This is a genomic window from Streptomyces sp. NPDC032091 (genome assembly GCF_055580265.1).
Genome location: NZ_JBVILR010000001.1, coordinates 131808 through 154131, shown reverse-complemented (window position 1 = coordinate 154131; position 22324 = coordinate 131808). Strand labels below are relative to the sequence as shown.

Here is a 22324-nt window from a genome sequence, read left to right as displayed (position 1 = left end):
GTAACCGCGCGGCACCCGCCCCGGTGAGGGCGTCCCACGTGGCGGACTGCATTCTGTGCGCGGGAGTCGCACGGACGGGTGTCTGGCCCGCGGCACACCGGGTAAACCCCCAACCATGCACCAGGTCGGCATCGACCGATAGTGTTCAGCATTGTCGAACTACGTCAGCAGGAGGCTGCGCGATGGCACGGAACATCCAGTCGCTCGAACGAGCCGCTGCGATGCTGCGGCTCCTGGCCGGCGGGGAGCGCCGGCTGGGCCTCTCGGACGTGGCGTCCTCCCTGGGCCTGGCCAAGGGTACGGCGCACGGGATCCTGCGCACGCTGCAGGCCGAGGGCTTCGTGGAGCAGGACCCGGCCTCGGGGCGCTACCAGCTGGGCGCGGAGCTGCTGCGGCTGGGCAACAGCTACCTGGACGTGCACGAGCTGCGCGCCCGGGCCCTGGTGTGGACGGACGATCTGGCCCGGGCGAGCGGCGAGAGCGTGTACGTCGGGGTGCTGCACAAGAGCGGGGTGCTGATCATGCACCACGTGTTCCGGCCCGACGACAGCCGCCAGGTGCTGGAGGTGGGGGCCATGCAGCCGCTGCACTCCACGGCTCTGGGCAAGGTGCTGTCGGCCTACGACCCCGTGGCGCACACGGAGGTCATGGACGCGGAGCGGGAGGCGTTCACGCCGCGCACGGTGACCGACGCGGTGGGCTTCGAGGAGGTCCTGGACCTGACCCGGGCGCGCGGCTGGGCGTCGGACGTGGAGGAGACCTGGGAGGGCATCGCCTCGGTGGCGGCGCCCATCCACGACCGGCGGCGGATGCCGGTGGGGGCGGTGGCGGTCGCGGGCGCCGTGGAGCGGGTCTGCGGGGAGTCCGGGGAGCCGCACCCGGCCCTGGTGGCCTCCGTGCGGGACTGCGCGCGGTCGGTTTCGCGCGACCTCGGAGCAGGCCGGTTCTGACCTTGACCCGGTCCCCCGGGCCCCCCTTCTGCATCCCTTTGGTCCACCCCATGGCCGCATCGCGTGCCATTCGGGTGGACCTCGTCGTTTCCGGACCGCCCGTTGGCCGGATTTGGGCGATCGTACCGAGTGGTAACGATCCGGTTCTTTGACCTGGTCAGGCCTTGACGGGTTCTGAACCCAGGCGGAAAACTGCCGTTCATCGGTCGGCATTGTCGAACACCTACCGGCAATACGCGTTAGGCTAGGGCGAGGCCATGGACCGGTGAAGCACTCACCGAGTGTGCGGGCGACCGGAGGGACCCGGTGTCCGCCCACCCCTGGACGTAAGACAAAGGAGTCGCGGGTGTCCAGCTCCGACATCTTCATCGGCGAGACCATCGGTACCGCCCTGCTCACTCTGCTCGGCGGCGGCGTGTGCGCCGCCCTCACGCTCAAGAGCTCCAAGGCCCGCGGCGCGGGCTGGCTCGCGATCACCTTCGGGTGGGGCTTCGCCGTCCTGATCGCCGCCTACGTCTCCGCGCCGCTCTCCGGCGCGCACCTCAACCCGGCGGTCACCGTCGGCATAGCCGTGAAGACCGGCGAGTGGGGCGACGTCCCCGTCTACTTCGCCGGCCAGCTGCTCGGCGCCATGCTCGGCGCGGTCCTGATGTGGATCACCTACTACGGCCAGTTCGCCGCGCACCTGGCGGACCCGGAGAACATCAAGGACGCCAAGCTCGGTCCCGAGGACCCGCACCCGCACGACGTCGCCGGCCCGGTGCTCGGCATCTTCTCCACCGGCCCCGAGATCCGCAACGTGGTCCAGAACCTCGCCACGGAGATCATCGGCACCTTCGTCCTCGTCATCGCGATCCTCACCCAGGGCCTCCAGGGCGACGGCAAGGGCCTCGGCGTCATCGGCGTCCTGATCACCTCCTTCGTCGTCGTCGGCATCGGCCTCTCGCTCGGCGGTCCGACCGGCTACGCCATCAACCCGGTCCGCGACCTCGGTCCCCGCATCGTCCACTCCCTGCTCCCGCTGCCCAACAAGGGCGGCTCCGACTGGGGCTACTCCTGGATCCCGGTGGTCGGCCCGCTCGTCGGTGCCGCGCTCGCCGGCGGTCTGTACAACATCGCGTTCGCCTGATCAGCTTCGGCCGCGTTCGTAAGATCCGCACCGCCCTCCTGATTCCGCCTACTCAACAGACCTGCCAGGAGCAGCCATCATGACCAGCAGCACCGGCCCCTTCATCGCCGCGATCGACCAGGGCACCACCTCCTCCCGCTGCATCGTCTTCGACCGCGACGGCCGCATCGTCGCCGTCGACCAGAAGGAGCACGAGCAGATCTTCCCGAAGCCGGGCTGGGTCGAGCACGACGCCACCGAGATCTGGACCAACGTCCAGGAGGTCGTCGCCGGCGCCATCGCCAAGGCCGAGATCACCGCCGCCGACGTCAAGGCCGTCGGCATCACCAACCAGCGCGAGACCACCGTCCTGTGGGACAGGAACACCGGCGAGCCGGTGCACAACGCGCTGGTCTGGCAGGACACCCGCACCGACGCCCTCTGCAAGGAGCTCGGCCGCAACGTCGGCCAGGACCGCTTCCGCCGCGAGACCGGCCTGCCGCTGGCGAGCTACTTCGCCGGCCCGAAGGTCCGCTGGCTGCTCGACAACGTCGAGGGCCTGCGCGAGCGCGCCGAGGCCGGGGACATCCTCTTCGGCACCATGGACTCCTGGGTCATCTGGAACCTCACCGGCGGTGCCCAGGGCGGTGCGCACGTCACGGACGTCACCAACGCCTCGCGCACCATGCTGATGAACCTGCACACCCTGGCCTGGGACGAGAAGATCGCCGAGTCGATGGGCGTCCCGCTCAACGTGCTCCCCGAGATCCGGTCCTCCGCCGAGGTCTACGGCCACGTCAAGGACGGCGTCCTCGCCGGCGTGCCGGTCGCCTCGGCGCTCGGTGACCAGCAGGCCGCCCTGTTCGGCCAGACCTGTTTCGCCGAGGGCGAGGCCAAGTCCACCTACGGCACCGGCACGTTCATGCTGATGAACACCGGTGACAAGATCATCAACTCCTACAGCGGCCTGCTGACCACGGTCGGCTACCAGATCGGCGACCAGAAGCCGGTCTACGCCCTGGAGGGCTCCATCGCCGTCACCGGCTCGCTCGTCCAGTGGATGCGCGACCAGATGGGCCTGATCAAGTCCGCGGCCGAGATCGAGACCCTGGCCTCCTCCGTCGAGGACAACGGCGGCGCCTACTTCGTGCCGGCCTTCTCCGGCCTGTTCGCCCCGTACTGGCGCTCCGACGCCCGCGGTGTGATCGCCGGCCTCACCCGGTACGTCACCAAGGCGCACATCGCCCGTGCCGTCCTGGAGGCCACCGCCTGGCAGACCCGCGAGATCACCGACGCCATGACCAAGGACTCCGGCGTCGAGCTGGCGGCCCTCAAGGTCGATGGTGGTATGACCTCCAACAACCTGCTGATGCAGACGCTCTCGGACTTCCTGGACGCCCCCGTGGTCCGTCCGATGGTCGCCGAGACCACCTGCCTCGGCGCCGCCTACGCCGCCGGCCTGGCCGTCGGCTTCTGGCCCGACACCGACGCCCTGCGCGCCAACTGGCGCCGCGCGGCCGAGTGGACCCCGCGGATGCCCGCCGAGCAGCGGGACCGCGAGTACAAGAACTGGCTCAAGGCCGTCGAGCGGTCCATGGGCTGGATCGACGACGAAGACGCCAGCTGACGCACCAGCTGTCGAATCGACGAGGAGCTGAAGAGACATGAGCACCCTGCAGAGCGTCCCCGCACTGGGCACGCACCCGACCGCCGGCTCGAACCCGAGCCGCGCCGAGACCCGTGAGCAGCTGGCCAAGGCCACGTACGACCTGCTGGTCATCGGCGGTGGAATCCTGGGCACCTCGGTGGCCTGGCACGCCGCGCAGTCGGGTCTGCGGGTGGCCATGGTGGACGCCGGCGACTTCGCCGGCGCCACCTCCTCCGCCTCCTCGAAGCTCGTCCACGGCGGTCTGCGCTACCTGCAGACCGGCGCGGTCAAGCTGGTCGCCGAGAACCACCACGAGCGGCGGGTGCTGGCCAAGGACGTGGCCCCGCACCTGGTCAACCCGCTCACGTTCTACCTGCCGGTCTACAAGGGCGGCCCGGTGGGTGCGGCCAAGCTGGGCGCGGGCGTGTTCGCCTACTCCGCCCTCTCGGCCTTCGGCGACGGCATGGGCAAGGTCATATCCCCGGCCCGTGCCGTCGCCGACAACCCCGGCCTGAAGACCGACAACCTCAAGGCCGTCGCGGTCTACTACGACCACCAGATGAACGACTCCCGCGTCGCCGTCATGACGGTCCGCGCGGCCGTCGAGTCGGGTGCGGTCGTCCTCAACCACGCCGAGGTCACCGGCCTGCGCATGACGCGCGGCCGGGTCTCCGGTGCCGAGCTCAAGGACCGCCTCGACGGCACCGAGTTCGGCGTCGACGCCCGCGTCGTGCTCAACGCCACCGGCCCGTGGGTGGACCACCTGCGGCGCATGGAAGACAAGCACGCGCTGCCGTCGATCCGCCTCTCCAAGGGCGCGCACATCGTCATGAAGCGCAAGTCGCCGTGGAAGGCCGCCATGGCCACCCCGATCGACAAGTACCGCATCACCTTCGCCCTGCCGTGGGAGGACCAGCTCCTGCTGGGCACCACCGACGAGGTCTACGAGGGCGACCCGGCGGACGTGCGCGCCACCGAGTCCGACATCCAGCAGATCCTCGACGAGGCCGCCTTCTCGGTGAAGGACGCCGACCTCGACCGCTCCCTGATGACGTACGCCTTCGCCGGCCTGCGCGTCCTGCCCGGCGGCCCCGGCGGCGTGGAGAAGGCGAAGCGCGAGACGGTCGTCTCCGAGGGCGCGGGCGGCATGCTGTCCGTCGCCGGCGGCAAGTGGACCACGTACCGCCACATCGGCCGCGTGGTCATGGACAAGCTCGCCAAGCTGCCCGGCAGCCCGCTGACCGAGGACATGGAGCCGGTGAAGTCCCTCGTCCGCCGCGTCCCGCTGCCCGGTGTCGCCAACCCGAACGCCGTCGCGCACCGCCTGCTCGTCGACCGCGAGCCCGGCACGCGGATGGACCCGCTGACCGCCCGCCACCTGGCCTCGCACTACGGCTCGCTGGCCTTCGACATCGCCCGCCTGGCGAACGAGGACGCGGCGCTGGCCGAGCGCATCCACCCGGACGGTCCGGAGATCTGGGCGCAGGTCGCCTACGCCCGTGACCACGAGTGGGCCGAGACGGTCGACGACGTGCTGCGCCGCCGTACGACGGTGACCATCCGCGGTCTGGACGACGAGTCCGTGAAGGCCCGCGTCGAGGAGATGCTGGCCCGCAAGGCATAGCTCGTACGCAGGTGGGGAAGAGGGGCGGTTCCGAGGGGAACCGCCCCTCTGTCGTGGGCTGTGGCGGCCGACCCCACAAGGCTTAGGCTTTCCCCCGTACACGAGGAACTTCGGAAGGAGACCTGGGTGATCGAGCTTGAGGGCGTGCCCGAGCTGATCGACCCGGTCATGGTGGCCGCGTTCGAGGGCTGGAACGACGCGGGTGACGCCGCCTCCGGTGCGGTGGCGCACCTGGACCGGGAGTGGAAGGGCGAGGTCTTCGCGGCGCTCGACGCCGAGGACTACTACGACTTCCAGGTCAACCGGCCGACGGTGTTCCTGGAGCACGGGGTCAGGAAGATCACCTGGCCGACGACCCGGCTGTCGGTGGTCCGGATCGGCGGCGCGAAGCCGCGCGACCTGGTGCTGGTGCGGGGCATCGAACCGTCCATGCGGTGGCGGTCGTTCTGCAACGAGCTGCTCGGCTTCGCGCACGAGCTGGGCGTGGAGATGGTCGTCATCCTCGGCGCGCTCCTCGGGGACACCCCGCACACCCGGCCGGTGCCGGTCAGCGGGGTGACGTCGGACCCGGACCTGGCGCGGACCATGGACCTGGAGGAGACCAAGTACGAGGGCCCGACGGGCATCGTGGGCGTGCTCCAGGAGGCCTGTACGCACGCGGGCGTGCCGGCGGTGTCGCTGTGGGCGGCGGTACCGCACTACGTGTCGCAGCCGCCGAACCCGAAGGCGACGCTGGCGCTGCTGAACCGGCTGGAGGACCTGATCGACATCCGGATCCCGCTCGGGGAACTGCCGGAGGACGCGCGGGCGTGGCAGCTCGGGGTGGACCAACTGGCCGCCGAGGACAGCGAGGTGGCGGAGTACGTCCAGACGCTGGAGGAGGCGCGGGACACGGCGGACCTCCCGGAGGCGTCGGGTGACGCGATCGCGCGGGAGTTCGAGCGGTACCTGAGGCGGCGGGACCCGTCGGCTGCCGACCCCTCGGACGGGTCGTACCTGCGGGACACGTCCGCGGGGCCGCGGGCGCCGAAGCGGAAGCCGGAGCCGGAGCCTCCTGCCGAGGAGCCTCCGGCGGCGGCGCCGCCGGAGGAGCCGGGGGACGACTCCCCCGAAGGCTGAACCCGGGGCTCCGCCCCGGACCCCGCGCCTCGGACGCCGGCGGGGCTGTGAACAGCCCCGCCGGCCCGTGGTTACAGGGCTACGCCCAGGAGGGCGTCGACCGTGCGGGAGACCAGGCCCGGGGCCGTCTCGTCCGTCTCGTCGGAGGCGAGCTGCCGCTCGACCCAGCGGTCCACCGCCGCGAGAGCGGCAGGGGCGTCGAGGTCACGGGCCAGCGCCTCGCGGACCTCCTCCACCAGGGCGTCGGCGGGAACCCCGTCCGGGCGGGAGACCGCCGCGCGCCAGCGCGCCAGGCGGGCCTCCGCCTCCGCGAGGACGGCGTCCGTCCACTCCCAGTCCGCCCGGTAGTGGTGCGAGAGCAGCGCCAGGCGGATGGCCGCCGGGTCGACGCCGGCCCGCCGCAGGGCCGAGACGAAGACCAGGTTGCCCTTGGACTTCGACATCTTCTCGCCGTGCAGGGCGACCATGCCCGCGTGGACGTACGCCTTGGCCATCGGGAACTCGCCCGTCAGCGCGTGCGCGTGGGAGGCGCCCATCTCGTGGTGCGGGAAGGCGAGGTCGGAGCCGCCGCCCTGGATGTCGAAGCCCATGCCCAGGTGTTCCAGGGCGATGGCCACGCACTCGATGTGCCAGCCCGGCCGGCCGGGCCCCAGCGAGGCGCCGTCCCAGCTCGGGTCGCCCGGACGGGCGGCCATCCAGAGCATCGGGTCCAGGGGGTTCTTCTTGCCCGGGCGGTCCGGGTCGCCACCGCGCTCCGCGGACAGCAGCCGCATCGCCTGGGCGTCGAGGTTCGAGACCCCGCCGAAGTGCGGGTCGGACTCCACCGAGAAGTAGATGTCGCCGTCGAGTTCGTACGCGGCACCGGCGTCGCGCAGTCGTTCGACCAGCGGCACGATGCCGGGTATGGCCTCGACGGCTCCGATGTAGTGCTGCGGGGGCAGCATCCGCAGGGCGGTCATGTCCTCGCGGAAGAGGGCCGTCTCGCGCTCGGCGAGCTCGGTCCAGTCGTGCCCGTCGCGCAGCGCCCGCTCCAGGAGCGGATCGTCCACGTCCGTGACGTTCTGGACGTAGTGGACCTGGCGCTTGTTGTCGAGCCACACGCGCTGCACGAGGTCGAACGCGTTGTAGGTCGCCGCGTGACCGATGTGGGTCGCGTCGTACGGCGTGATGCCGCAGACGTAGAGGCGGGCGACGGGACCGGGGTCGACGGTGACCGTCCCCTGGGTCGCGGTGTCGTGGATCTGGAGGTCGCGGCCCTTGCCGGGCAGGGCGGGGACCTCAGAAGCGGGCCAGGCATGCATGCATCGAGCCTAACCGGACGACTGTTCCGGAAACGAATGGGAGGAGCAGTGTTGGCTTGATCGACACCCTTGCGCTCCGGCTGGATCTGTGCGTTCGCCGCATCTGGGCGCCCGCCCTGCTCAGACGGGCGGCCAGGGGATCGCGGGCCACTGCCCGGAGGGCTTCGGATGGGTCCCGTTGCTCAGCAGCAGGGCCACGCGGGCCCGTACGGCGGCCAGCTCGGCGGGGGTGATCAGTTCGGCCAGCCCGCCGCTCAGCGGGCCGTCCTCGGCCAGCTGGGCCTCCAGGGAGGCCAGCACCGCGCGCGCCTCGCCGGTCAGCGGCTCCCCCGCCCAGCCCCAGAGCAGGGTGCGGAGCTTGTCCTCCGAGTGGAAGGTCACACCGTGGTCGATCCCGTAGAGGCGTCCATCGGGCGCGGGGAGCAGGTGGCCGCCCTTGCGGTCGCCGTTGTTGATCACGGCGTCGAGCACGGCGAGCCGGCGCAGCCGGGGGTCGTCGGCGTGGACGAGCAGGGCGGTGCGGCCCTCCCCCACCTCGGCGAAGGCGACCGCCTTCCAGCCCTCCCCGGCCTCCTCGCCCTCCACGAGGGCGAGGAGCTGCGGCTCCGGCTGTTCTCCGGCGTCGATCCAGTGCTGCACCATGCCTTCTCCGTACGGGCCGTCGCGCAGCACGGTGGTGGGCACGAGCCCCCAGCCGGTGGCCTCGGAGACGAGGTAGGCGGCGCGCTCCCGCCGGGCGAGGTTGCCGTCGGGGAAGTCCCACAGCGGCCGCTCGCCCTTGACCGGCTTGTAGACGCACTCCGCGGTGCGGCCCTCGTAGGCCGCGGTGCACAGCAGGACGGCGTTGGACGCCTCGGCGATCCGGCCGCGGACGGTGAGCTCACCGCGGGTGAGCAGCTCCTCCATCGGGGTCACGGCGCTCACACCTGGCGCCGGTACCCGTTCTGGCGGGGGCACACGTGCCCCTCGGGGTCGAGGGGGAGGCTGCACAGCGGGCACGGCGGGCGGCCGGCGTTGACCACGTCCAGGGCCCGCTTGGCGAAGGCCCGCGCCTGGGCGCCGGAGAGCCGGACGCGCAGCATGGGCGGCCCGTTCTCCTCGTCCTGGAGCAGCCGCTCCTCGGCCTCGGCGAGGTCCTCCTCGGAGTCGGCGTCGAGCTCGACGAGCGCCTGCGCCTCGACGATCATGCGCTGCTGTTCGCCGTCCCAGGCGAGCGCCATGGTGCCGACGCGGAACTCCTCCTCGACGGGGACGTCGAGCGGGGCGGTGTCGGTGGCCTCGGTGGAGGCGACGGCCGGGACGGGGGCGTTGCCCCCGGTCCGCCGGACGACCTCGTCCAGCAGCTCGTCCATCCGCTCGGCGAGCGCGGCGACCTGGGTCTTCTCCAGGGAGACGCTGGTGACACGGGGTCCCTGGGAGGCCTGGAGGAAGAAGGTGCGACGTCCAGGCAGACCGACGGTGCCCGCCACGAAGCGGTCCGGCGGGTCGTAAAGGAACACCTGACGGGGCACGACCGGTCTCCAAGTCTGGGGCGGGGGCAGGGCTGCGCACTGTGTTGGCCCTGCCACCCTACTGCGCCGTTCGATCAGGCCGCGCCCGCGCCGCCGCCCACGACGGCGTTGCCGCCGCCCTCGGCCGCGTTCTCCGCGGGGGGCGCCGCGGCCGGGATGAGGGGGGCGAGGTCGCCGGTGTCGCCGAGGCGCAGCAGGAAGGGCCGGCTGGGGGTGTAGCGGATCGCGGTGACGGAGCAGGGGTCGACGTGGACGCGCTGGAAGAGGTCGAGGTGCATGCCGAGGGCGTCGGCGACGACGGACTTGATGATGTCGCCGTGGGAGCACATGAGGAAGAGGGCGTCGGCGCCGTGTTCCTCCTCGATCCGCGCGTTCCACTCGCGGACGGCGTCCACGGCGCGGTGCTGCATGGCGCGCATGGACTCGCCGCCGGGAAAGGCGGCGGCCGAGGGGTGCTGCTGGACGATCTTCATGAGGGGTTCGTCGGCGAGTTCGGAGAGCTTGCGGCCCGACCAGTCTCCGTAGTGGCACTCGCCGATGCGCTCGTCGGTGTGCACGGGCAGGCCCGGGCGGGCGGCCAGCAGCGGGGCCAGGGTCTCCTGGCAGCGCTGGAGGGGGCTGCACACGGCGGCCGCGAGGGGCACTCCGTCGAGCCGTCCGGGCAGCGCGGCCGCCTGCGCGGCGCCGCGCCCGTCGAGGGCGACCCCGGGGGTCCAGCCGGCGAGCAGTCCGGCGGTGTTGGCGGTGGACCGCCCGTGTCGTACGAGGATCAGCGTGGCCATGGGAGCCAGCCTAAGCGGTGGGGCCGACGTGCGGTCGGGGCGCGGTGGGGGAAGAATGCCCCGCGTGATTGTGGACTGCGCGATGTACCGGGACGGCCGGCGCTCCGAGGCACCAGGGGACCTCTCGGAGGCCCTGGCCCAGGCGCGCGCGGTGGGTGACGCCTTCCTGTGGATCGGCATGTACGAGCCGACGGAGGAGGAGTTCGACCACGTCAGCCATGAGTTCGGGCTGCACAAGCTGGCGGTGGAGGACGCGCTGACCGCGCACCAGCGGCCGAAGCTGGAGGTGTACGACGACTCCCTGTTCGTCGTCCTCAAGCCGGTGATGTACGACGACGACGCGGACACGGTGACCACGGGCGAGCTGATGCTGTTCATCGGCGACTCGTTCGTCGTGACCGTCCGGCACGGCGAGGGGGCCGCGCTGGCCGCGGTGCGCCGCCGGCTGGAGCACGAGCCGGAGGTGCTGCGGCACGGGCCCACGGCGGTGCTGTACGCGGTGTCCGACGCGGTGGTCGACCACTACATCGAGGTGGCGGCCGAGCTCCAGGCGGACCTGGAGGAGCTGGAGGCGGAGGTCTTCGCCCCGCAGACGGCGGACACCAGGAACACCGCGTCCCGGATCTACGGCTTCAAGCGGCAGGTGCTGGAGTTCCGCCGGGCCACGAGCCCGCTGCTCCAGCCCATGGACCGGCTCGCCTTCGGGAACGTGCCGTTCGTGCACGAGCACGCCAAGCCGTTCTTCCGGGACGTCGCCGACCACCTGACGAAGGCGAACGAGTACATCGAGGGGCTGGACCGGCTGCTGTCGGACGCGCTGTCCGCGCACCTGGCGCAGATGGGGGTCCGGCAGAACGACGACATGCGCAAGATCTCCGCGTGGGCGGCCATGGCGGCCGTGCCGACGATGGTCGCGGGGATCTACGGGATGAACTTCGACCACATGCCGGAGCTGCGGCAGTGGTGGGGCTATCCGGCGGTGCTGCTGCTCATGGCGGGCCTGTGCCTGGGGCTGCACCGGATGTTCAAGCGGCGCGGCTGGCTGTAGCGGGCGTACGGCCGCCCGGCTCAGGCGGGGGCGGGGAGGGGCCGGCCGCCCAGCGGGTTCGTGCGCTCGGGCGGGCGCAGCCCGATCATGCGGTGCCAGCCGCTGAAGCGCTCGTAGGCGTACGTGGCGCGGATGCCGGCGGCGAGGGCGGCGGTCTTGGGGGCGGGCCAGCGCAGCAGCCGTCCCATGTGGTCCATGACGGCGAGGCTGACGTCCCGGTAGACGGCGATCTCGGCGAGGGCGCTCTCGCGCAGGACCCGGTGGATGGTCCGGCCGTGTCCCGCGCGGGCCAGGCGCAGCAGTTCCTCGTGGCAGTAGGCGAGGTGGTTGTCCTCGTCGTGGCTGATCACCCTGACGGCCTTGCCGACGTCGGGGTGGTCGCCGAAGTGGCGCAGCAGCAGGTCCATCTCGTCGGCGGCCCGCTGTTCGGTGACCCGGCTGTGGGCGAGGTAGACGACGACGTCCTCCTCGCTCAGCGGCACCTCGCGGAGCAGCTTGTCGTGGGCGAGGCCGATGCCGCGGCGTTCGAGGAGCATCGTGTAGTCGGTCTCGGGCGGGACGGGGACGGCGGGCAGGCCGCGTTTGCGCAGCAGGGCGCGGAAGATCCGGCCGTGCTTGTCCTCGTCGGCGCCGTGCCGGGCGATCTTGGGGGCGAGGTCGCGCAGGGCGTCGGGGACGAGGGCGGCGATCCTGGCGTTCTCCCAGCCGCCCTGGGACTCCCCGCTGGCGGCGATGGAGCAGAACAGCTGGAAGGAGTCGTCGTGATCGACGATCTCCTGGAACAGGCTGCGTGCGGAGAGCATGGAACGAGTCAAATGCGGATGGAGCGGGCGGGCAACCGAGAGGTCGCACGACTCGGCCGAATGAACGAAAACCCCGCCCGGGCCGCGGGGCGTAACCCCGGGGGCGGCCCGCGCGTTGTTGGCTGTGTCGGCCGTGGCGGGGAAGACCCCCCGAGCCCCCACCACGGCCGCTGAGCCCCTCGCCGGGGGCGTCGCTACGCCAGCCCGGCCCGCTCCAGCGCCTCCGTGCCGGCCCGCAGGGCGGTGAGCCGCTCGTCCAGGGTGAATCCGGCCGGGGCGAGCGTGAGGGTGGTGACCCCGGCGTCGGCGTAGGCCCGCATCCCGTCCGCGATGCGGTCCACGGAGCCGAGCAGGGTGGTGGAGTCGATCAGCGAGTGCGGGACGGCGGCGGCCGCCCCGTCCTTGTCGCCGCCCAGGTACTTGGCCTGGATCTCGGCGGCCTCCTTCTCGTACCCCATGCGCTGGGCGAGCTGGTTGTAGAAGTTCTGCTTGGGGCTGCCCATGCCGCCGACGTACAGGGCGGTGTAGGGGCGGAACATGTCCGCGAGGGCGGTCACATCCTCGCCGACGGCCAGGGGCACGGTCGGGCAGACGTCGAAGCCGTCCATGGTCAGTCCGGCCTTCGCGCGGCCCGCGCGGACGTGGCGCAGGGCCGTCTCCTCCAGGTGCTCGGCGGCCGGGAAGATCAGCAGGGCGCCGTCGGCGATCTCGCCGGTCTGCTCCAGGTTCTTGGGGCCGATGGCGGCGATGTAGAGCGGGATGTGCGGGCGCTCGGGGTGCACGGTCAGCTTGAGCGGCTTCCCGGGGCCGCCGGGCAGCGGCAGCGTCCAGTGTTCGCCGTCGTGGCTGAGGCGCTCGCGGCTCATGGCCTTGCGGACGATCTCGACGTACTCGCGGGTGCGGGCGAGGGGCTTGTCGAACTTGACGCCGTACCAGCCTTCGGAGACCTGGGGGCCGGAGACGCCCAGGCCGAGGCGGAAGCGGCCCTTGGTGAGGGAGTCCAGGGTGGCGGCGGTCATGGCCGTCATGGCGGGCTGGCGGGCCGGGATCTGGAAGATGGCCGAGCCGACGTCGATCCGCTCGGTCTGGGCGGCGACCCAGGCCAGGACGGTCGCCGCGTCGGAGCCGTAGGCCTCGGCCGCCCAGCAGACGTCGTAGCCGAGGCGGTCGGCCTCCTGGGCGACGGCGAGGTTGTCGGCGTCCATGCCCGCACCCCAGTAGCCGAGATTGATGCCGAGCCGCATGTGTCGTCCCCTAACGATGTGCCGGTTTACCGCTCAGTAACGTGGGTCTGGGCAGGGACTCTAGCGCGCCCGACGGCCTCGCGGCAGTGCCCCAGTAGTCTCAGCGCTCATGGAGCAGAGGCATCTCGGCCGCACCGGACTGCGCGTCTCCCGGATCGGCCTCGGCACCCTGACCTGGGGCCGCGACACCGGCGAGGAAGCCGCCGCCGAGCAGTTGAAGACGTTCTGGGAGGCGGGCGGGACGCTGGTCGACACGGCGGACGTGTACGGCGACGGGGAGTCGGAGTACCTCCTGGGGCGGCTGGTGGGCGGCCTCGTACCGCGCCGGGACCTGGTCATCGCGACCAAGGCGGGCGGCGTCCCGGATCCGGACCGGCGCTTCAACGGCTCGCGCGGGCACCTGCTGGCGGCCCTGGACGACTCTCTGGACCGCCTCGGCACCGACCACGTGGACCTGTGGCAGGTCCACGCCTTCGACCCGGAGACGCCCCTGGAGGAAACCCTCCAGGCGCTGGACCTGGCGGTGTCCAGCGGACGGGCCCGCTACGCCGGGGTGTCGAACTTCAGCGGCTGGCAGCTGGCGAAGGCGGCGACCTGGCAGCTGGCGGCGCCGGGGGTCCGGACCCGGCTGGCGTCGACGCAGATGGAGTACTCCCTCCTCCAGCGGGGCATCGAACGGGAGGTCCTCCCGGCGGCCCTCGACCTCGGAGTGGGCCTGCTCCCCTCCTCCCCGCTCGGCCGGGGCGTCCTCACCGCCAAGTACCGCGAGGGCACCCCGGCGGACTCCCGGGGCGCGTCGGCCTCCCTGGCGGCCTTCGTGGAGCCGTACCTGGACGAGGCGGCGGGCCGGATCGTGGACGCGGTCGTCACCGCCGCGCAGGGACTGGCGGTGACCCCGCTCCAGGTGGCCCTGGCCTGGGTCCGCGACCGGCCCGGGGTCGCCGCCCCCCTCGTCGGCGCGCGCACGTCGGCGCAGCTCGCGGCGGCGCTGTCGGTGGAGGCCCTTAGTCTTCCGGAGGAGATCCGCCGGGCGCTGGACGACGTGTCCGCCCCCGTGCACCGCTACCCCGACCAGGACTGGAGCACCCTGTGAGCACGGACCCCGAGACGACCCCCGAGGCCACCCCCCCGGGAGCGCAACCGGAGGCCTCCGGCACCCCGGGGCCCCAGCACCACCCCGCCGCGCCCCCGACCGAATCCCCCGCCCCGGAACCCGAAGCCGCACCGGAGCCGGAGCCGGACGCCCCCGACGCAGCGGAACCGGACGGAGGGACGCCCGAAGCAGCCGGGGCGGAACCGGAAGACGGGACGCCCGACGCAGCCGGGGCGGATCCGGAGGCCGACGCCGGGGCGGAGCCCAAGGCCGAGGGCGGGGCGGAGGCCGCGGGTGGGGTGAGTGAGGCGCAGGCCGAGCTGGCCGCGCAGCGGGTGGAGCGGGAGCGGATCGCGCGGCGGAAGGCCGAGCGGGAGCACCCCGTCGACGCCGGCGGCAAGCTCAGCGGCCGGGCCGCCGACCTGCTGGCGGCCGTACGGGCCGTGGAGAGCGGGGCCAAGGCGCCCGCGCTCACCTTCGACGAGGCCCCGGCCGCACCCCGCCGGGCGGCGGCCCCCGCTCCCCCGCAGCCCCGCCCGCAGGCGGCGCCGGCCCGTACCGTCGGGGACGTCGGGGCCGTACGGGCCGTGCTGGCGCGCGGCGGGGCCCCGGAGGCGCTCGCCGGGCCGGCCGCCGAGGCCCTCGGTGAGGGCGCGGCGGAGCGGCTGGCCGAGGACCCCTGGCGGCTGCTGGACGTCCCCGGGGTGCGCCCCACGCAGGCGGACGGCTTCGCGCAGGCCCTGCTGGGCCCGGCGGCCGGCCCCGCCGACGCCCGGCGCGGCGCCGCCCTGCTGGACTGGCTCCTGGCCCGGGCCGCCGAGCGCGGGCACACCGCCCTGGAGGCCCCCGTGCTGGAGAAGGCCCTGGCCCAGTACGGGGTGCCCGCCCCCGCCGAGACCGTGGAGGCGGCGATCGGCGACGGCGCGGTGCTGGTGTTCCACGAGCCGCTGGGCGAGCCCGTCGCGGAGGACGAGGAGCAGCCCGTACGCGTCCTCGTGGGCCTGGAGGAGCACGCCCTGGCCGAGGAGAGCCTGGCCGACGGCCTGGCCCGGCTGGCGGCCACCTTCACCGCCCCGGCGGACTGGTCCGCGGCGGCCTCCGGCCCCGGCGCCGAGCTGGTGCGGGCCGTGGCCGGCGCCGGCCTGGTCACCCACACCGGCGGCGAGGCGGCCCGCGCCGAACCCGTGGCGCTGGCGGAGGCCGCCCGCGCCCTGGGCCTGCGCACGGTCCTGGCCGCGCACGCCCCCGCTCCCGGGGCCGTCACGGTCGCGGAGCTGCTCTCGGGGGGCCAGGGCCCCGGCCGGGACGCCGACGGCCGCTTCGAGCTGGACCTGCTCGTCGTCCTGGACGCCCCGCAGCTGGACGTGGGGACGGCGGCGGCCCTGGTGGAGTCGGTGCCGGACGGGGCCCGTCTGGTGCTCTCCGGGGACCCCGGGGTGCTCGGCTCGGCCGGGCCCGGACGGGTGTTCGCCGACGTGCTGGCGGCCCGCGCCTTCCCCCACGTGGTGTCCCGGACCCCGGACCCGGGACCGATCGGCGAGCTGGTCTCGGGGATCGGGATCGGGGAGCTGAACCAGGTCGACGCCCCCGGCAAGGAGGTCGTCATCGTGCCGGTGCGCGACGCCGGCGAGGCCGTGCACCGGACCGTGCAGCTGGTGGCCGACTCCGTGCCGCGGGCCTTCGGCGTCCCGGTGGAGGCCGTGCAGGTCGTCACCCCCGGCCACGGCGGCCCGGCGGGGACCCGGGCGCTGAACGCGGCCCTCAAGGAGCGGCTCAACCCCGGCCCCGGCCGGTTCGGCGGCTTCGACCCCGGTGACCGGGTGGTCCACGTGCCCGCGCCCGGGCGGGCGGTGCCGGCCCGGGTGGTGTCCGCCGACGCCGAGGGGCTGCACCTGGAGGCGGCCGGCGCGCGGATCGTCGTACCGCAGGACCGGGTGGAGTCGCGGGTGCGGCACGGGTGGGCGGTGACGGCGCACCAGGCCGTCGGCTCGCGCTGGCCGGCGGTGGTCGTCGTCCTGCCGGGGGACGCGGCGCAGACCCTGTCCCGGGACTGGGTGTACACGGCGTTCGGGCGGGCCGAGCGGCACCTGTCGGTGGTGCACGGCGTCGAGCAGGCACTGGCGCAGGCCGTGGCCCAGGTGCCGCCGAAGCCGCGGACGACCCGGCTCACGGCCCTGCTGCGGACCCTGGCGGCCGCCCAGCACGAGCAGGCGTAGACGCCCCGGGAACGGGCACGCCGCCTCCTCCCCCGGCCGGGGGCGGGGGCGGCGTGCCGCGTTCTCAGGCCGGAGTCAGGCCGGAGGGCGCGGCGGGGCTCCCGTCGGTGTCGTCGTCCTCGAAGTACTCCCCGTCCTCGTCGAAGACGGAGCTCACGTCGAACCGGTGCAGGACGTCCTGCGGGTCGGTCTGGCCGAAGGGCGAGCCCAGCCAGTCCCCCGGTTCCGCGACCTCCTCCAGCGCCGCGATCCAGAGGGTGGAGTCGCCCTCCTCCAGGCCGAAGTCCTTGGAACGGGAGGCGATCTCGTCGGGCTCGTACTCCCCGAAGAGCACGCCCAGCGCTCCGCCCGTCCCGCCGTCGTCGAGGAGTTCGGCGTCGCGGTCGTGCGCGGCGACACGTTCCGCCTGGGCGATCAGCCGGGCCGGTTCGACGACGGCGTAGTCGCGGCGGATGAGCACGCTGAAGGCGGCGGGCTCGGCGGGGCCGGTGTAGCGGGTCCCGGTCTCGGGTGTGGGGATCTCGAAGGGGGTGACCTCGTCGTAGCGGTCGTAGAGGAGTTCGTCGTACTCCTCGGCGGCGGCGGCGAGTTCGTTGAAGGCGGCGTAGACGGCCGGGTCCTCGTCCCCGATCCTGCTCTCGACCGCGGCGAGGTGACGGTCGAGAGCGGCCTTGACCGCCTCGGCGGCGGCGCGTACCTCGGCAACAGTGGGCAGAGCGGCATCAGACATAGTGCAGACGCTATCCGTAGCGGGCCGGTGCCCGCACAATAGATGCGATGCCGGAATACGAATTCGTCGACGTGTACGTGCCCCGCGGGACCCCCCGCAAGGAGGCGACCCGCCTGCTGACCGACCATGCCGAGTACGGGCATTGGGAGCTCGACCGCCTGACCCTGTACCGGGACGGCAGCCGCCGCGCGCGGCTGCGCCGCCGGATCATCCGCCAGGTCAGAGCGACCTGGTGACCGTGCGGCGGCCGCTCGCGCGACGACGCGGGCCCCGGCGGTCCGGGACCCGCGTCGTGGCGGTGCGTCAGGCCGCGCTGCGGGCGCGCCGGTAGAGGACGGTGCCGGCCAGCAGCAGGCCGCCCGCGAGCGGGAGGCCGGCCGTCATGGCGTCACCGGCGCCGGTCGCGGCGAGCCCCGCGCCCGGCGTCGTGGTGCTGTGGGCCGCCGGGGTGGTGGCGCCGCCCGTACCGGGGCCGGTGGGCGTGCCGGGGGTGCCGGTGCCGGGAGTGCCCGTGCCCGGGGTGCCCGGGGTGTGACCGCCCGGGGTGCCGGGGTTCTGCTGCCCGCCGCCCGGGGTCTGGCCGCCCGGGGTGCCCGTGCCGGGGTTGCCGCCCGGGGTGTGCCCGCCCGGGGTGCCGGGGTTGCCGCCGGGGGTGTGGCCGCCCGGGGTGCCGGGGTTGCCCGGGTGGCCCGGGTGCTCGCCGCCGGGGTGGCCGGGGTGGTGCGGCTCGTCCTCGTCGCAGTCCTCGTCGCCGTCGTCCGGGTTGCCGGGGTGTCCCGGTGTGCCGGGGTTGCCGGGGTGCCCGGGGTGCTGCGGACCGCCGGACTCGTTGGCGCAGCGGTTGCCGAAGGCCGGGTTCAGGCCCCCCACCACCGTCACGGTGTTGCCGCAGGCGTTCACCGGCACGTCCACCGGCGCCTGCACGGTGTTCCCGGACAGGAGGCCCGGGGAGTTCGCGGCGTGCCCGGAGGCTCCGGAGTCCGCCTGCGCGTATCCGCCGCCGAGCGCGAGGACACCCCCCGCCGCCGCCATCGTGATCAGCGTCTTCCTCGTGACCTGGACAGGTCGTCGCATCTGTACTCGTCCCCTGGTGTGTGCGTTCGCGCGGCGCGCACAGGCTCAACGGGCTCCCCCGCCTGCCACGCCGACATGATCTGGTTCCGGGCCGTAATGCCCGGCGGCCCCGGAGCGCTGGATTGCGCTCCGGGGCCAGAACTTCAGAAGCGTCAGGCGTTGACGCAGGTGTTGCCGAAGGCCGGGTTCAGCAGCGCGATCACGTTCACGGTGTTGCCGCAGACGTTGACCGGGATGTGCACGGGAACCTGGACGACGTTGCCGGACGCGACGCCGGGGGAGCCGATGGCCGCACCCTGGGCGCCCGCGTCGGCGACGGCGAGACCGGCGCCCGCGAGAACCAGACCACCGGTGGCAGCCGCAGCGGCGACAACCTTCTTGAGCATTGTTCCTCCTAGTAGGCAATGCGGTCCCAGCCGCGGACCGCACCACCTGTAACGAGGAGGGATCACCGGGGCTACGAGCGTATGAGCGCATTCACTCTTCTCAGTGGAATGCGCACACCTTCCCGAATCCCGGGCGTTAGGCGTTGTCGATGAAGCGGTCGAGCACCCGTACGCCGAACTTCAGGCCGTCGACCGGAACCCGCTCGTCGACCCCGTGGAACATGCCCGCGAAGTCCAGCTCCGGCGGCAGCTGGAGCGGCGCGAAGCCGAAGCAGCGGATGCCGAGGTCGTCGAAGGACTTGGCGTCCGTGCCGCCGGAGAGCATGTACGGGACGGCGCGCGCGATCGGGTCCTCGGCCCGCAGGGCGCCCTGCATGGCGTCCACGAGCTTCCCGTCGAAGTCCGTCTCCAGGGCCTTGTCGGCGTGCACGTCCTCGCGCCTGACGCGCGGGCCGAGGATCCGGTCGAGGTCCGCGAAGAACTCGTCCTCGTAGCCCGGCAGGAAACGGCCGTCCACGTGGGCCGTGGCCTGGCCGGGGATGACGTTGACCTTGTAGCCGGCGCCGAGCATCGTCGGGGCGGCCGAGTTGCGCAGCGTCGCGCCGACCATCTTGGCGATCCCGCCGAGCTTGGCGAGGGTGGCGTCCATGTCGTCGGGGTCGAGCGGGGTTCCGAGCGCGTCCGAGAGTTCGTCGAGGAAGTGCCGGACGGTCTTCGTGACGCGGACCGGCCAGGTGTGGCGGCCGAGGCGGCCGACGGCCTCGCACAGCTCGGTGATCGCGTTGTCGGTGTTGGTCATGGAACCGTGGCCGGCGGTGCCCTCGACCGTCAGCCGCATCCAGTGCATGCCCTTCTGGGCCGTCTCCACCAGGTAGAGGCGGAGGTTCTCGTTCACGGTGAAGGAGAACCCGCCGACCTCGCCGATCGCCTCGGTGACGCCCTCGAAGAGGCCGGGGTGCTTGTCCACGAGGTGGCGGGCTCCGTAGGTGCCGCCCGCCTCCTCGTCGGCGAGGAAGGCCAGCACGATGTCGCGCGGGGGCTTGCGCCCGCTGCGCATGCGGTCGCGCACGACGGCCAGCGTCATCGCGTCCATGTCCTTCATGTCGACGGCGCCGCGGCCCCACACGCAGCCGTCGGCGATCTCGCCCGAGAAGGGGTCGTAGGTCCAGTCGGCGGCGTTGGCCGGGACCACGTCGGTGTGCCCGTGGATCAGCAGCGCCGGCCGCGAGGGGTCCTCGCCCTCGATGCGCGCCACGGTCGAGGCGCGGCCCTTGTGCGATTCGAAGATCTGCGGCTCCAGCCCGACCTCGGCGAGCTTCTCGGCGACCCACTCGGCCGCCTTGCGCTCGCCGGGGCCCGAGTGGTCCCCGTAGTTGCTGGTGTCGATCCGGATGAGGTCCCGGCAGAGGTCGACGACCTCGTCCTGGCCCGAGACGGTGTGGCCCGCGCCCGATGTGCTCACGCTGTTTCCTCCCACTGATCACGTACCGGCTGTCCCCCCATCCTCCCGCCCGGGGCCGCTCTCCCCAAGGGCGGCCGTCGGCCGCAGGGGGCGTGATCGAGGACCCCGGACTGTTTGGTAATGTTTTCCACGTCGGAACGGCCGCGAGGCCGGGACGCACACACCCGGTCCGGGTGGCGGAATGGCAGACGCGCTAGCTTGAGGTGCTAGTGCCCTTTATCGGGCGTGGGGGTTCAAGTCCCCCCTCGGACACACAGTGAGAAGGACCCCGCTCCGGCGGGGTCCTTCTTCGTTTCCCCCGCAGGCCCGCGGTGGTCCGCGTTGGCCGGAAAGCGCCGGTCCGGGGGTGGCGACGGCGCCCCCGGAATGTTTGGTAATGTTTCACCTGTCGCCACGGCCGGTGAGGCCGGGACGACACACACCCCGTCCGGGTGGCGGAATGGCAGACGCGCTAGCTTGAGGTGCTAGTGCCCTTTATCGGGCGTGGGGGTTCAAGTCCCCCCTCGGACACACAGTGAGAAGGACCCCGCTGCGGCGGGGTCCTTCTTCGTTTCCCCGGCGGGCGTCAGCGGGCCTGGGAACGAAGGAGGGGCCCCCGGGCGGGCCTGTGCCCGTCCCGGGGGCCCCTGGGCCCGTGGGGGTCGTCAGTCGCGCGAGGCGGCGAGCTCGGCCACCCGGCGGCGGACCAGGAACCAGCCGCCGACCAGGGCCGCGGCGATGCCCGGGAGGATCATCACCGTGGTGCGGCCGACGCCTCCGTCGCACCACATCAGCACCAGGACGGTCACCAGGAAGACCAGGGTGACGATCTGCGTGTACGGCGCCCAGGGCAGCTTGTAGGCGGGCCGCTCGACCTGCCCGTTCCGCGCCCGGCGCCAGAAGAACAGCGAACAGATCATGACCATGGCCCAGGTGCCGAGGATGCCGATGGAGGCCAGGTTGAGGACGATCTCGAAGGCCTCGCCGGGCATCCAGTAGTTCAGGCCGACGCCCGCGACGCCGAAGGCGGCCGTGAACAGGACGCCGCCGTAGGGGACCTTGCCCTTGTTCATGAGGCCGGTGAACTTCGGGGCGGAGCCTGACATGGCCATCGAGCGCAGGATCCGGCCGGTGGAGTAGAGGCCGGAGTTCAGGCTGGACAGGGCGGCCGTCAGGACGACCAGGTTCATGATGCCGGCGGCGCCGGGGATGCCCAGCTTGTCGAAGACCGTGACGAAGGGGCTCTGGTCGGCCGAGTACTCCGTGTACGGGAGCAGCAGCGCGAGCAGGACCACGGAGCCGACGTAGAACAGGCCGACGCGCCACATGATCGAGTTGATCGCCTTCGGCATGATCTTCTCGGGGTTCTCGGTCTCACCGGCGGCGACGCCGCAGAGCTCGACGGAGGCGTACGCGAAGACCACGCCCTGGATGACCAGGAGCATCGGGAGCACGCCGGACGGGAAGATGCCGCCGTGGTCGGTGATGTTGGCCAGGCCCGGGGTGTTGCCGCCGATGTCGTGGCTGGTGGCGACGAGGTAGATGCCGACGATCAGGAAGACCGCCAGGGCGGCGACCTTGACCAGGGAGAACCAGAACTCCATCTCGCCGAAGTACTTCACCGAGATCAGGTTCGCGGTGAGGACCACGGCCAGGGCGATGAACGCGAGCACCCACTGGGGGATGTCGGTGAACATCGACCAGAAGTGCGCGTAGGTCGCGGCGGCCGTGATGTCGGCCACGGTCGTGGTGGACCAGTTGAGGAAGTAGAGCCAGCCGGCGGTGTAGGCGCCCTTCTCCCCCATGAACTCGCGCGCGTACGAGACGAAGGCGCCGGAGGACGGGCGGTAGAGGACGAGCTCGCCGAGGGCCCGGACGACGAAGAAGGCGAAGACGCCGCACACCGCGTAGGCGATGGCCAGGGAGGGGCCGGCGCCGGCGAGGCGGCCGCCGGCTCCGAGGAACAGGCCGGTGCCTATCGCCCCGCCGATCGCGATCATGTTGATGTGGCGGGACTTGAGGTCCTTGCTGTAACCCTCGTCACCTGCGTCGACGTGACGGGAGGGCGCCTCGGCTGGGGCCTCGGTCAAGGTGCGGTCACTCATATACGACTTCGCCTTCGTGGGTCGGACAGGCAGGCCCGAAGCCGCGTGCGGGGGACCTGGGTGGTGTCGCCCGTATCGCGGTTCCGGTGATTTTGTCGCCATAGGAGACCACGCGCCTGCGCAACCCGCCAAAATCGGCCA

Annotated in this window: 20 protein-coding genes and 2 tRNA genes; 11 read left to right on the top strand and 11 right to left on the bottom strand. The window is 72.7% G+C overall.

What is annotated here, in order from left to right:
- The first annotated feature begins 182 nt into the window (after positions 1-182).
- The 5 genes from ACZ5NJ_RS00680 (at position 183) to ACZ5NJ_RS00660 (ending at position 6449) form a co-directional block, all read left to right on the top strand.
- On the top strand, positions 183-950 hold the full coding sequence (locus tag ACZ5NJ_RS00680; RefSeq protein WP_468761188.1) for an IclR family transcriptional regulator: 768 nt from the start codon (positions 183-185) through the stop codon (positions 948-950).
- A 346-nt stretch (positions 951-1296) separates the two neighbouring features.
- A complete protein-coding gene (locus ACZ5NJ_RS00675) occupies positions 1297-2079 on the top strand; it encodes an MIP/aquaporin family protein (RefSeq protein WP_468761186.1) in 783 nt (260 codons plus the stop codon).
- A gap of 79 nt (positions 2080-2158) precedes the next feature.
- Entirely contained in the window at positions 2159-3685 is a 1527-nt protein-coding gene (gene glpK / locus ACZ5NJ_RS00670; protein ID WP_468761184.1) for a glycerol kinase GlpK, read from the top strand.
- 37 nt (positions 3686-3722) lie between these two features.
- Complete coding sequence (locus tag ACZ5NJ_RS00665) at positions 3723-5330, top strand: glycerol-3-phosphate dehydrogenase/oxidase (protein WP_468761182.1); 1608 nt, start codon at positions 3723-3725, stop codon at positions 5328-5330.
- 126 nt (positions 5331-5456) lie between these two features.
- Positions 5457-6449: a PAC2 family protein gene (locus ACZ5NJ_RS00660; protein WP_468761180.1), complete on the top strand. Its 993-nt coding sequence runs from the start codon at positions 5457-5459 to the stop codon at positions 6447-6449.
- 71 nt (positions 6450-6520) lie between these two features.
- Here ACZ5NJ_RS00660 and mshC read toward each other — a convergent pair whose 3' ends face one another.
- From mshC to ACZ5NJ_RS00640, 4 genes are all read right to left on the bottom strand, one after another.
- Entirely contained in the window at positions 6521-7750 is a 1230-nt protein-coding gene (gene mshC, locus ACZ5NJ_RS00655; protein WP_468761178.1) for a cysteine--1-D-myo-inosityl 2-amino-2-deoxy-alpha-D-glucopyranoside ligase, read from the bottom strand.
- Positions 7751-7870: 120 nt separating this feature from the next.
- Positions 7871-8656, bottom strand: coding sequence for an SCO1664 family protein (locus tag ACZ5NJ_RS00650; RefSeq protein WP_468761982.1), 786 nt, complete (start codon positions 8654-8656; stop codon positions 7871-7873).
- Positions 8657-8670: 14 nt separating this feature from the next.
- Positions 8671-9261: a DUF3090 domain-containing protein gene (locus ACZ5NJ_RS00645; protein ID WP_468761176.1), complete on the bottom strand. Its 591-nt coding sequence runs from the start codon at positions 9259-9261 to the stop codon at positions 8671-8673.
- 74 nt (positions 9262-9335) lie between these two features.
- A complete protein-coding gene (locus ACZ5NJ_RS00640; protein WP_468761174.1) occupies positions 9336-10043 on the bottom strand; it encodes a histidine phosphatase family protein in 708 nt (235 codons plus the stop codon).
- Between the two features lie 55 nt (positions 10044-10098).
- Here ACZ5NJ_RS00640 and corA point away from each other — a divergent pair, with 55 nt between their 5' ends.
- The gene (gene corA, locus ACZ5NJ_RS00635; RefSeq protein ID WP_468761172.1) at positions 10099-11091 is read left to right on the top strand and encodes a magnesium/cobalt transporter CorA; all 993 of its coding nucleotides are present in this window, start codon (positions 10099-10101) and stop codon (positions 11089-11091) included.
- A 20-nt stretch (positions 11092-11111) separates the two neighbouring features.
- On the opposite strand, the gene ACZ5NJ_RS00630 is transcribed toward corA, so the two are convergent.
- Entirely contained in the window at positions 11112-11894 is a 783-nt protein-coding gene (locus ACZ5NJ_RS00630) for a ferritin-like domain-containing protein (protein ID WP_468761170.1), read from the bottom strand.
- Between the two features lie 194 nt (positions 11895-12088).
- The gene (locus ACZ5NJ_RS00625; RefSeq protein ID WP_468761168.1) at positions 12089-13138 is read right to left on the bottom strand and encodes an LLM class F420-dependent oxidoreductase; all 1050 of its coding nucleotides are present in this window, start codon (positions 13136-13138) and stop codon (positions 12089-12091) included.
- Positions 13139-13247: 109 nt separating this feature from the next.
- Here ACZ5NJ_RS00625 and ACZ5NJ_RS00620 point away from each other — a divergent pair, with 109 nt between their 5' ends.
- Together ACZ5NJ_RS00620 and ACZ5NJ_RS00615 are read left to right on the top strand one after the other, a co-directional pair.
- Complete coding sequence (locus ACZ5NJ_RS00620; protein WP_468761166.1) at positions 13248-14231, top strand: aldo/keto reductase; 984 nt, start codon at positions 13248-13250, stop codon at positions 14229-14231.
- Complete coding sequence (locus tag ACZ5NJ_RS00615) at positions 14228-16447, top strand: helix-hairpin-helix domain-containing protein (RefSeq protein WP_468761164.1); 2220 nt, start codon at positions 14228-14230, stop codon at positions 16445-16447. Before ACZ5NJ_RS00620 ends, ACZ5NJ_RS00615 begins: the two co-directional genes overlap by 4 nt.
- A 64-nt stretch (positions 16448-16511) precedes the next feature.
- On the opposite strand, the gene ACZ5NJ_RS00610 is transcribed toward ACZ5NJ_RS00615, so the two are convergent.
- Entirely contained in the window at positions 16512-17177 is a 666-nt protein-coding gene (locus ACZ5NJ_RS00610) for a hypothetical protein (protein ID WP_468761161.1), read from the bottom strand.
- Between the two features lie 47 nt (positions 17178-17224).
- Here ACZ5NJ_RS00610 and ACZ5NJ_RS00605 point away from each other — a divergent pair, with 47 nt between their 5' ends.
- Positions 17225-17413: a DUF5703 family protein gene (locus tag ACZ5NJ_RS00605; protein WP_045950166.1), complete on the top strand. Its 189-nt coding sequence runs from the start codon at positions 17225-17227 to the stop codon at positions 17411-17413.
- A gap of 67 nt (positions 17414-17480) precedes the next feature.
- On the opposite strand, the gene ACZ5NJ_RS00600 is transcribed toward ACZ5NJ_RS00605, so the two are convergent.
- The 3 genes from ACZ5NJ_RS00600 to ACZ5NJ_RS00590 form a co-directional block, all read right to left on the bottom strand.
- Positions 17481-18251 (bottom strand): chaplin, encoded by a 771-nt coding sequence (locus ACZ5NJ_RS00600; RefSeq protein WP_468761158.1) that lies wholly within the window; start codon positions 18249-18251, stop codon positions 17481-17483.
- A gap of 152 nt (positions 18252-18403) precedes the next feature.
- On the bottom strand, positions 18404-18637 hold the full coding sequence (gene chpH, locus ACZ5NJ_RS00595) for a chaplin ChpH (protein WP_468761156.1): 234 nt from the start codon (positions 18635-18637) through the stop codon (positions 18404-18406).
- A 136-nt stretch (positions 18638-18773) separates the two neighbouring features.
- Positions 18774-20099: a M20/M25/M40 family metallo-hydrolase gene (locus ACZ5NJ_RS00590; protein ID WP_468761154.1), complete on the bottom strand. Its 1326-nt coding sequence runs from the start codon at positions 20097-20099 to the stop codon at positions 18774-18776.
- A gap of 167 nt (positions 20100-20266) precedes the next feature.
- Between ACZ5NJ_RS00590 and ACZ5NJ_RS00585 the strand changes: the two genes are divergently transcribed.
- A tRNA-Leu gene (locus ACZ5NJ_RS00585) sits at positions 20267-20351 on the top strand.
- Positions 20352-20524: 173 nt separating this feature from the next.
- A tRNA-Leu gene (locus tag ACZ5NJ_RS00580) sits at positions 20525-20609 on the top strand.
- Between the two features lie 134 nt (positions 20610-20743).
- On the opposite strand, the gene ACZ5NJ_RS00575 is transcribed toward ACZ5NJ_RS00580, so the two are convergent.
- Complete coding sequence (locus ACZ5NJ_RS00575) at positions 20744-22183, bottom strand: amino acid permease (RefSeq protein WP_468761152.1); 1440 nt, start codon at positions 22181-22183, stop codon at positions 20744-20746.
- Between the last annotated feature and the right edge of the window lie 141 nt (positions 22184-22324).

Coding starts and splice junctions, on each gene's coding strand:
- ACZ5NJ_RS00680 (WP_468761188.1), top strand. CDS start 183: ATGGCACGGAACATCCAGTCGCTCGAACGAGCCGCTGCGATGCTGCGG.
- glpK (WP_468761184.1), top strand. CDS start 2,159: ATGACCAGCAGCACCGGCCCCTTCATCGCCGCGATCGACCAGGGCACC.
- ACZ5NJ_RS00665 (WP_468761182.1), top strand. CDS start 3,723: ATGAGCACCCTGCAGAGCGTCCCCGCACTGGGCACGCACCCGACCGCC.
- mshC (WP_468761178.1), bottom strand. CDS start 7,750: ATGCATGCCTGGCCCGCTTCTGAGGTCCCCGCCCTGCCCGGCAAGGGC.
- ACZ5NJ_RS00650 (WP_468761982.1), bottom strand. CDS start 8,656: ATGGAGGAGCTGCTCACCCGCGGTGAGCTCACCGTCCGCGGCCGGATC.
- ACZ5NJ_RS00640 (WP_468761174.1), bottom strand. CDS start 10,043: ATGGCCACGCTGATCCTCGTACGACACGGGCGGTCCACCGCCAACACC.
- corA (WP_468761172.1), top strand. CDS start 10,099: ATGCCCCGCGTGATTGTGGACTGCGCGATGTACCGGGACGGCCGGCGC.
- ACZ5NJ_RS00630 (WP_468761170.1), bottom strand. CDS start 11,894: ATGCTCTCCGCACGCAGCCTGTTCCAGGAGATCGTCGATCACGACGAC.
- ACZ5NJ_RS00625 (WP_468761168.1), bottom strand. CDS start 13,138: ATGCGGCTCGGCATCAATCTCGGCTACTGGGGTGCGGGCATGGACGCC.
- ACZ5NJ_RS00620 (WP_468761166.1), top strand. CDS start 13,248: ATGGAGCAGAGGCATCTCGGCCGCACCGGACTGCGCGTCTCCCGGATC.
- ACZ5NJ_RS00610 (WP_468761161.1), bottom strand. CDS start 17,177: ATGTCTGATGCCGCTCTGCCCACTGTTGCCGAGGTACGCGCCGCCGCC.
- ACZ5NJ_RS00605 (WP_045950166.1), top strand. CDS start 17,225: ATGCCGGAATACGAATTCGTCGACGTGTACGTGCCCCGCGGGACCCCC.
- ACZ5NJ_RS00600 (WP_468761158.1), bottom strand. CDS start 18,251: ATGCGACGACCTGTCCAGGTCACGAGGAAGACGCTGATCACGATGGCG.
- chpH (WP_468761156.1), bottom strand. CDS start 18,637: ATGCTCAAGAAGGTTGTCGCCGCTGCGGCTGCCACCGGTGGTCTGGTT.
- ACZ5NJ_RS00575 (WP_468761152.1), bottom strand. CDS start 22,183: ATGAGTGACCGCACCTTGACCGAGGCCCCAGCCGAGGCGCCCTCCCGT.